Source organism: Methanospirillum sp., assembly GCF_035560735.1.
GTDB lineage: Archaea > Halobacteriota > Methanomicrobia > Methanomicrobiales > Methanospirillaceae > Methanospirillum.
This window is the reverse complement of sequence record NZ_DATMYY010000154.1, coordinates 1-9131: the sequence shown is the minus strand read 5'-3', so window position 1 is coordinate 9131 and position 9131 is coordinate 1. Positions and strand designations below refer to the sequence as shown.

The following is a 9131-nucleotide window of genomic DNA, read 5'->3' as shown; positions in this document are numbered from 1 at the left end:
GTCAATGGTATACCCTCTGGGACAGACGCCTCCATCATGTTTTGGACAGACAGTCTCATCCTTTCTGGGACATATCCCTTCACTGCGACGCGAGCATCCCAGAATTTCTATGGTTTTTCCATTAACAAGAGCGTCAATAACCTTTCTTCTGGCTTCATGCAAATCTTTCCAGAGAGTTTTTCGGGATATTCCCAGATTCTGGGCAGCTTCTTCCTGCTCAAGCCCCTCCAGATCAACGAGGCGTAATATTTCAACCTCATCAGGCCGAAGCAAAACCCGCAGTTTTTCATCCCAGATATCGCACTGAGGGCCATAACACTTGAGCGGACCACACCCGATCGGTCCCCGCCTTCCCCGTGGTCTCCCCCGCCGTGGAGCATTCAGCTCATATTCATCTGGATCAACGGCCATGCTCACATATGGTCACTTCTTGTTTTTTTAGTACTCATCTGCGGCAATTAACCGAACAGGGATTAAAATATGAAACCCAGTAATGTTCGGTATTTTTGCATCTTTGTTGTTATTTCATTAGAGAAGTATCCACCAATCCCAATGAAACTGAATGAGGTTCAGGAGTATCAGGCAGCATCAAAGACAATGTGGAATCAGATACAGGGCCTCTTCCCCAATGTGACACCCTACCGGATAACAACTGAGAAAAAACCATTCTCGGTAAATGAAGATCCAAATTTCAAGCAGCCCAACAACCCATTCTCATCATATACAGAAGAAGATGCGATCTATGATCGATATTATCGGTGATTGTCGATTTCCTGCCGCGCTATTGCCGACCCACTCGCGAGTGCGTGAACGCAGATCTGCCGACTAAGAGAGGGAAGAATTTTCCCCAAATTCATCCTACTATAAATATTGATCGATATCAATCTGACATTTTTTCTCTGCGTGGACACATCAAAAACACGATGAGCAAAATAAATTGCTCGCAGAATCACTTTTTCTTAGTTAGAACAAATTGAGTGATTAGAAAACCTGCACATTTCACCCCTTTTTCAGATTTAGGACCGATTTTCTTTATAACGGGACATGATTTCGAAACATTTAACTAAATACTGACCAACTAAGCAATTACCACAACGGTATTGTAACGCTCTATGTGTGTGGTATTGCATAGTGAGTACTCTTGTGTCTGATCAGAGTTACGCAGGAGATAGGTTTACATGGAAGAGATTGTATTAGGCATTGGTATTACTGCATTGGCGGGAGCTCTTGCCACAGTTGCCGGTGCTGCGGAAGATACTGAATCTGATATCGGTTCACAGGGTGACCCGAACTCACAGGTTCAGCTCGCTCCGCAGATGGGATATATCCACCGCATCTTCAACAAGGCAGTCTCCGGTGAGCCACCAGCATACGGGCTTTGGTGTGCCATTGGAGCTGGAGTGGCCTGGGCTTTCTTGCAGCTTAACTACAACCCGGCTCTTGCTATCATCCTTGGTTCAATAGTTGCGGTGTTTGTTCAGGGTATCTACTGTACATCAGGATACCTCGGACGTACCGCAAGTCTGGCCAAGTTCAAGCAGCCGGTCTATATCGACATTCTGAAGTCATTGACTTCAGTGACGATGGCTCATGCGTTTGTCGCGATATTTTGTACCACAGCAGTGTGTTACCTGATGTCGGCAGCGTTGCACCACCCGTTCGCACTTCCGCTCCTCGGTCTTATCTGGGGTATAGCGCTTGGTGCAGCAGGGTCAGCATCAGGAAACCCGTTCTACGGAAAGGAACGCCAGTACCAGAACCAGAAGTTCGGAGCTGGTGTTCCAATCTCTGCATCCGGTAACATTGTCCGGTATGCAGAAGCAGGTCAGCGGTCTTCCCTTGACAACGGATGGTTTACCACCAAGTTTGCCGGTCCGGCATCAGGGATCTGTTTTGGTCTGATTGTGTTCCTTGAACTCTGGCGTACCGTTCTCTTTGAGAAGGCACTCGCCGGATGGGGAGCAGTCATCGCAGGAATCGTCCTTATTCTGGTCTTCACATTCATTGATCGCTGGATTGAAGTCTGGGGACGCAAGACCTACGGACCATACACTGAACCAGAGGAGACTTCATCATGAGTGCACTCGGAGGAAAGGCAGCGGGTGGCGACAGTATCAACCCTGTCGGAACCGTTGTCGGTCTTGTTATCATTCTGGTTTCAATCGGAATCACCGCTGTACTCGGTTCATCCCTCGTTATTCCCCTCATCGGGATTATCGTCGGTGGTGCACTGATTGCATTCGGTGTTCACTTCGTTCCTGTCGGTGGAGCACCGGCAGCAATGGGTCAGGCACCAGGTATCGCAACTGGTGTGGCAATGCTCGCAGCAGGTGCCGGTCTTGCCGGTCTGTTCGGTGGAGCATGGGCATTTGAGACCACTGGCGACTTTCTCCTCTCAATAATTGGTGGAGCAGTCGGCGGTGGCCTTATGATGGCAATCACCTGTCTTATGGTGAACGCAACCTATGTCTTTGCCATGGGTATTCCTGCAGCATCTGGAAAGATCGCAAAGGACCCAATCACTGGTGACACCTTCCCAGAATACAAATCCCAGGGAACTGAGGGACACGGCCTGCCATTCATCTCCTTTGTTGGTGGTGTAATTGGTGGACTTATCGCTGGTCTTGGAGGAACGATCATCTACATCGAACTTCTTGACGCATACAGCGTTGGTCTTACAACCCTGCTCAAGGCTCAGGCAACTGCAATTCAGCCACTCGCAATCTCACTTGCAGGTATCTTTGCAATTGGATTCTTCCTGGTCAACGCAGTGCTCGCAGCATACAACATCACCGGTACCATCGAAGGACCACACGACCCCAAATTCAAGCGGGTTCCCCGTGCAATCATCGGTTGTGCCGTTGCATCTGCATTCTGTGGTCTCATCTCACTGCTGCTGGTGACCAACATCGGAATGTGAGGAGAAGACATGACAGCAAAAATGGAAGCATCAGAAGGTAAAATGCCTCACAACAAGCTGATGACCTATGGTCTGGTCATCGCTGTCGTAGGCACATACCTCACCTATCTCAATGTTCTTACCGGCATTGCGGTATTCTCCTTCTTCGGAGGAATTGCTGCAGTCGCCGCCCTCTGGTGGGGTTCTGACACGATCAAGCACCTCTGCAGTTACGGTCTTGGAACCGGTGTTCCGTCAGCAGGTATGATCGCATTCGGTTCCGGGGCAATCGCCATGATTGTCGGTACCAAGTTCGGCATTGCATCGCCGATTGTAACCGTAATCCTGGCAGCAATTCTCGGAGCAGTCATCGGATACACCGCAAACAACATCATCAACATGAACATCCCTGTGATGATCATGTCCCTGATGGAACTCGCAGTTGTCGGTGCATTGACAATGCTCGGGTTTGCATCAATGGCAACCGGATCGTTTGAGTTCAACCAGCTTATCATCGGCAGCATGTCTCTTTCAGTAGAGAATGCAGGAGCCGCAGCAGGTGGAGCACAGACTTTCCTTGTCACTGCAATCCCACAGTACGGAAACTCCCTCATTGGTGGTGCAGCACTCGCAGTGATCTTCTTCCTCGGTGCACTCGCACTCCAGCACCCATTCAACGCCTGCCTTGGTCCGAATGAGTCACAGGACCGCACGCTCATGCTTGCACTCTCCTGTGGATTCCTCTCTATGATCGTCGTAGCCGTCATTTCACTTGTGTTCCTTGGAATCTTAGCAGGAGTCATAAACCTGGTCATCTCACTGATCGCCTGGTTCTACTGCTACAAGACTTACATCGACCTCTCCAAGCGTGACGCCTATGCATGGCTTGACTCAAAGCCGATCATTGAGGTCGGAGGTGACCAGTAATGACCTGGATCCCGGTACTTCCCGAGTTTGGTCTCGGTTGTGACGTGTTTGCAGGTTTTGTCTCCCAGCAGGGTGAGTCACTCGCACCCATCATTGCACAGGTTGACAAACTGGACAAGACTGCTGATGATATCGTTGGAATGCTCTCTGGAGAAGGTAACTTCCTTGAGTCATTCCCGCACCGTGAGAAGTCCCTCGTATATGCAGGAGCCATTACCTCTCTGTGGTATGGACTTGCAGTCGGACTTCTGCTGGCAGGTGTCATCGTACTGGCCTTATTGAAGTGAGGTGATATAGATGGCAAACAAAAAATCACCGGCCAGTGGCTGGCCGATTGTTCAGGGTGACTTCCACACAGGAGATCCCCAGAGCCCGGTCGCAGTCGTGACCATGGGTTCACACCTTGACGAGCAGGCAATCTGTAATGCAGGAGCGGCAATTGCCGGATCCTGTAAGACCGAGAACCTCGGACTTGAGAAAGTTATTGCAAATATCATCTCAAACCCGAACATCAGGTACGTTCTGACCTGCGGTACTGAAGTCAAGGGTCACCTCTCAGGACAGAGTCTTATCGCTCTGCACCAGAGTGGTATCACCGGCGGTAAGATCGTCGGATCCAAAGGCGCTATTCCATTCATCGAGAACCTCTCCGCTGAGAACATCAAGCGGTTCCAGGATCAGGTTGAGATGGTCGATATCATGGAAGCAGAAGATATCGGCGTCATTTCAGCAAAAATCAATGAACTCAAGGCCAAGGATCCAGGCGCATTTGACGCTGAGGCAATGATCGTTGAGATCAAGGATGAAAGCGGCGGAAGTGGCGACGCGGAAGGGGCAGAAGTCCGTCCGATGTCTGCTGAAGTTGCACTCATTCACGCCCGGATGAAGACCATCCAGATGCTCGTCACCGACATTGGATACCAGGACAAATTTGCAGCTGGTGTCTATGGAGGAAAAGTCGAGGGTCTGATGATCGGTCTCATCGTCTCGTTTGTAATTGTCGGACTCCTTCTTATGGGACATGGGGTGGCATAAATGGCAGACGACGAGAAGAAAGCAGCAGCAGGCCCGGTCAGAATGGCAGCAATCGAGGCCATGGTTTCTGATATCAAATACAAGGGTCAGATCCTTGCACGAACAAACAAACTCGAATCTGGTGCTATGGACTCCGGTCTCATCGGGTTTGCCATCGGTCTTGCAGTAGCACTTCTGATGGTTGTTCCAGTCCTTCTGGGGGTACTGTAATGGCAGACAAGGGAGACGCAGCATCTGGCTGGCCAATCGTACAGGGTGATTTCCACACCGGTGACGTAAAAAGTCCGGTTGCAGTTATCACCATGGGTTCACACCTTGACGAGCAGGCAATCTGCAATGCAGGAGCTGCAATCGCCGGATCCTGTAAGACCGAGAACCTCGGACTTGAAAAGGTAATTGCAAACGTCATTTCAAACCCGAACATCAGGTTTGTCCTGACCTGCGGTACTGAAGTGAAGGGTCACCTTTCTGGTCAGAGTCTTATCGCTCTGCACAAAGACGGAGTTAACGGCGGTAAGATCGTCGGCTCCAAGGGTGCAATTCCGTTCATCGAGAACCTCACTGCAGACAATATCAAGCGGTTCCAGGAGCAGGTTGAGATCGTTGACATCATGGAGGCTGAGGATATCGGCGCTATCTCCGCGAAGATCAACGAACTCGCAGCACGTGACCCAGGTGTATTCCCAGGCGGACCAATGGTCGTTGAGATCAAGGAAGAAGGAGGAGGCGGAGCCGCTGTATCAGCCACCGCAAACCCACAGTTCCTTGAAATCGAGGCAAAACTCGATGCTATCGAGACGAAACTTGAGTTCGTTAACGGAGAAATGACCCAGCGTGTCGGCCGCAAGGTCGGACGTGATATCGGTATTCTGTACGGTATCGTTGCAGGTCTGATGACATATGTCATTGTGACAGAATTACTGCCAAAACTGCTTCATTTGATCGCAAAATAAGAGGTGATGTTAGATGTTCATGTTTGAGAAGGAACAGACGGTCCTTGACTTCAACGGTCACAAGATCGGAGGACAGCCTGGAGAATACCCACGCGTGCTTGGTGCATCCATATTCTATAACAAGCACGAAACCGTGCTCGACGAGCACACCGGTAAGATTGACAAGGCTAAAGCAGAGGCACTCTGGAACAGATGTCTTGAGCTCTACGATGCAACTGGCAACTGGTACTTCTGCCAGATCATCGCCGAGTACGGCGAGGCATTTGAGAGCTACTTCAGCTGGTTCACCGAGATCGATGATGAGTTCCCATTCCTGATGGACTCCTCTGCACCTTCAGCACTTGCACATGCATGCAAGTACGTTACCGAAGTCGGTATCGCAGACCGTGCAGTCTACAACTCTATCAACGGTTCAATCGGACCAGAGAACATCGAGGCTATCAAGAAGTCCGATGTCGATGCAGCAATCGTTCTCGCATTCAACCCCGGTGACGCAAGTGTCCGTGGTCGTGAGAAGGTGCTGACTGATGGTGGTGTTGCAGGTCAGGAGAAATCCATGATCGCAATCGCCGAGGAAGCAGGTATCAAACGCCCAATCCTCGACACAGCAGCAACCCCTCTCGGTCTTGGTTCTGGTGGCTCATTCCGTGAGATCCTTGCATGCAAGGCAATCCACGGTCTGCCAACTGGTGGTGCATACCACAACATGACCGTTTCCTGGACCTGGCTCAAGCGCTGGAGAAAGAACGGTATTCTTGACCGGTACAAAGATGCAGGCGTACTGCTTGAACAGATGGGCCACCACCACTTCGGCGGTGTTGAGGGTATCCGTCAGGCAGCCTGGTCCGCACCAGATATCGGATGTAACATTATGGCAGGAACGCTCGGTGCAGATCTGCTTATGTTCGGTCCAATCGAGAACTGTGAAGCCGCTGCAACCTCAATGGCATTCACTGATATCGTTCTCGCCGAGACCCTCCGTGAACTCGGTGGCGACATCAAAGAGCCAAACCACCCAATCAACAAGCTGGTATAATCCAGCTCTTTTTTTGATTCCCGGTCTCATTGTATACATAATAGAGACCTACGGACCTGTGAGGTAATTCTTTCCGCGATGCGAATTATTATTCACACATCAAGGTAACCAGTACGCTAATAGTCACAATTGTGACGGACCTGGCAATGGTTGCCAGGAGAACTGACCGGAGTTCCCCATGCCACGAATTAATAATGACCATAAGATCCTTGTAGAACACTCATCTGGTGCGTTAGTCTCTAAAGTGCTACCTCTGGCACATTCTGATATTACAGGCAGAATTATACCGGAATTTGTGTCGAATTCCAGAGAAGAGCATCTCTTCATGGGCCATATAGGGATATGAAAGAATGATTGGTGCACAAATCAGGGAAGATATCAGAAGCATCCTACAGAAAGATCCTGCAGCACGAAGTAGAATTGAGATATTGTTCTGTTATCCGGGTCTGCATGCCCTGGCTATTCACAGGGTATCCCACAGTCTCTGGCTCAGAGAACACCGGCTTGCTGCACGGTTTCTCTCTCACATTTCCAGATTTTTTACAGGCATTGAGATCCATCCTGGAGCTACCATCGGAAGACGGGTGGTTATTGATCATGGTATGGGAGTAGTTATCGGAGAGACTGCAGAAGTGGGCGATGATGTTCTGCTCTATATGGGAGTAGTGCTGGGAGGGACAACACTGGCAAAAGTAAAAAGGCATCCGACTCTTGGAAAAGGTGTTGTTATCGGGTCTGGTGCTGCAGTGCTTGGGCCGGTGACTCTTGGAGATTATGCAAAAGTTGGGGCTGGTGCTGTTGTTGTCAGAGATGTTCCACCAGGAGCTACCGTTGTAGGTGTTCCAGGAAGAATTGCCGGACTCAAGAGACACCCGACTCAGGATGATATCAGGGATAATGAAATGCCTGATCCAACACTCCGGGTTATCAGCAGAATGCTTGAACGCCAGAGTTCACTTGAGGAGAAGATCCAAAAACTCGAGAAAGATCTGGTTTGTATCAGACAACAGGCACCGGCTACTCCGATCTCAGATCGTGAAGCCGAAATCTGGGCAGCACTCAGGCAGATCATTGATCCTGAGATAGGCCACAATATTGTTGATGTAGGTCTGATAAAATTAGTGAAGATAACTGAGGAAGATATTGTTGTGGAAATGTCACTCAACACCGAGTCATGCCCATTACTTGAATACCTGGTAAATCAGGTAGAAAACAGGCTTAAACTCATCGAGTGGGTTCGTGAAGTCAAGATAGAAGTAATTCATGACCCTTGGGAAGCTGAAGCCTGCCAGAATTCATTAATTCATTACAATGAAAAATCTGAAAGTGAGAAATAACCTGATGATCTCGAAATGTTAAACCAGAACCATCCTCCTTCAGTTGGATGAATGGTAATGAAATAATTGGGTGTGTGTAATATCCAGAAAATCACGGACAATAACCAATCACTCTCTTTCCACTTCAAAAATCTTTTTTAATTCAGGTTTCAAACTCCCATAATATCGACAGGATTTTATCCAAAATTCCCGCCTGAATGACTACTGCCAGAATCGGGACCAGTACCGGAACGATCACTACCAGAACCAGAATCCCTACCGGAATAACCGCTGCCAAAACCTGAGCTTGTGCCGGAACGGTCACTACCAAACCCAGAATCCCTGCCGGAATGACCACTTCCAGAACCGGGACCTGTACTGGAACGGTCACTACCAGAACCAGAATCCCAACCGGAATGACCACTTCCAGAACTGGGACCTGTACTGGAACGGTCACTACCAGAACCAGAATCCCTGCCGGAATAACCATTACCAAAACCGGGACCTACACCGGAACGGTCATTGCCAGAACCAGAATCCCTGCCGGAATGACCATTACCAAAACCGGGGCCGGTATAAGTTGTTTCGGACGAATCGCCTGATGTGTCTGTCATATGGTAGGCATATCCGACATTGTACCATCCGTTATCATATCCTCCACTTAGTTGTACTGCACGTCTGAATGCAATCCAGGCCTGATTTTGCATATTTTTAGCTCCATATGCAAATCCTAAATTATTCCATACAGAAGGGACAATCGGGTCGATCGAAATAGCTCTCATGAAGGAAGACACTGCAGCATCATAATTTCCTTCACTGTAATATTGCTGCCCTCTTTCATTCCATTGTGTAGCGGTCCTATCAGCAGAGCAGGACCCGATGGAGAGCAGTAAACAAATTATAATGAGAGTTAATACAACAGATGGAAACATTTGCTCCATAGATTGGTATGACTTTGAAACCGA

General features: G+C 49.2%; 12 protein-coding genes and 1 pseudogene. 10 read left to right on the top strand and 3 right to left on the bottom strand.

The features are described 5' to 3' along the window. The coding region (locus tag VN429_RS04635; protein WP_325630308.1) for a DUF134 domain-containing protein at positions 1-411 on the bottom strand (411 nt) is incomplete at its 3' end. 69 nt (positions 412-480) lie between these two features. On the opposite strand from VN429_RS04635, the gene VN429_RS04630 reads away from it, so the two are divergent. From VN429_RS04630 to cysE, 10 genes are all read left to right on the top strand, one after another. After that, positions 481-762, top strand: coding sequence for a hypothetical protein (locus VN429_RS04630; protein WP_325630306.1), 282 nt, complete (start codon positions 481-483; stop codon positions 760-762). A gap of 416 nt (positions 763-1178) precedes the next feature. Further along, positions 1179-2078 carry a tetrahydromethanopterin S-methyltransferase subunit E gene (gene mtrE, locus VN429_RS04625; RefSeq protein ID WP_109969397.1) on the top strand — a complete coding sequence of 300 codons (900 nt, stop codon included), beginning with the start codon at positions 1179-1181 and terminating at the stop codon, positions 2076-2078. After that, a complete protein-coding gene (gene mtrD / locus VN429_RS04620; RefSeq protein WP_325630303.1) occupies positions 2075-2920 on the top strand; it encodes a tetrahydromethanopterin S-methyltransferase subunit D in 846 nt (281 codons plus the stop codon). The genes mtrE and mtrD overlap by 4 nt, the downstream gene beginning before the upstream one ends. A 9-nt stretch (positions 2921-2929) precedes the next feature. Continuing rightward, positions 2930-3826, top strand: coding sequence for a tetrahydromethanopterin S-methyltransferase subunit MtrC (gene mtrC, locus VN429_RS04615; RefSeq protein WP_325630301.1), 897 nt, complete (start codon positions 2930-2932; stop codon positions 3824-3826). Further along, positions 3826-4113, top strand: coding sequence for a tetrahydromethanopterin S-methyltransferase subunit MtrB (gene mtrB, locus VN429_RS04610; protein ID WP_325630299.1), 288 nt, complete (start codon positions 3826-3828; stop codon positions 4111-4113). Before mtrC ends, mtrB begins: the two co-directional genes overlap by 1 nt. A 10-nt stretch (positions 4114-4123) precedes the next feature. Further along, the gene (gene mtrA / locus VN429_RS04605; protein WP_325630297.1) at positions 4124-4861 is read left to right on the top strand and encodes a tetrahydromethanopterin S-methyltransferase subunit A; all 738 of its coding nucleotides are present in this window, start codon (positions 4124-4126) and stop codon (positions 4859-4861) included. After that, positions 4862-5071, top strand: coding sequence for a tetrahydromethanopterin S-methyltransferase subunit F (locus VN429_RS04600; protein ID WP_319538822.1), 210 nt, complete (start codon positions 4862-4864; stop codon positions 5069-5071). It begins immediately after the preceding gene. Next, the gene (mtrA, locus tag VN429_RS04595; protein WP_325630291.1) at positions 5071-5814 is read left to right on the top strand and encodes a tetrahydromethanopterin S-methyltransferase subunit A; all 744 of its coding nucleotides are present in this window, start codon (positions 5071-5073) and stop codon (positions 5812-5814) included. The genes VN429_RS04600 and mtrA (VN429_RS04595) overlap by 1 nt, the downstream gene beginning before the upstream one ends. Before the next feature lie 13 nt (positions 5815-5827). After that, positions 5828-6850, top strand: coding sequence for a tetrahydromethanopterin S-methyltransferase subunit H (mtrH, locus tag VN429_RS04590; RefSeq protein ID WP_109969404.1), 1023 nt, complete (start codon positions 5828-5830; stop codon positions 6848-6850). A gap of 350 nt (positions 6851-7200) precedes the next feature. Beyond that, positions 7201-8187, top strand: a complete 987-nt coding sequence (gene cysE, locus VN429_RS04585) for a serine O-acetyltransferase (RefSeq protein ID WP_325630287.1) — start codon at positions 7201-7203, stop codon at positions 8185-8187. Positions 8188-8329: 142 nt separating this feature from the next. Here the strand turns inward: cysE and VN429_RS04580 are convergent, their stop codons facing one another. Together VN429_RS04580 and VN429_RS12540 are read right to left on the bottom strand one after the other, a co-directional pair. Further along, a complete protein-coding gene (locus tag VN429_RS04580; RefSeq protein WP_325630285.1) occupies positions 8330-8656 on the bottom strand; it encodes a hypothetical protein in 327 nt (108 codons plus the stop codon). Positions 8657-8891: 235 nt separating this feature from the next. After that, positions 8892-9098 (bottom strand): annotated as a pseudogene (locus VN429_RS12540) (tetratricopeptide repeat protein); the annotation flags it as partial. Positions 9099-9131 lie beyond the last annotated feature (33 nt).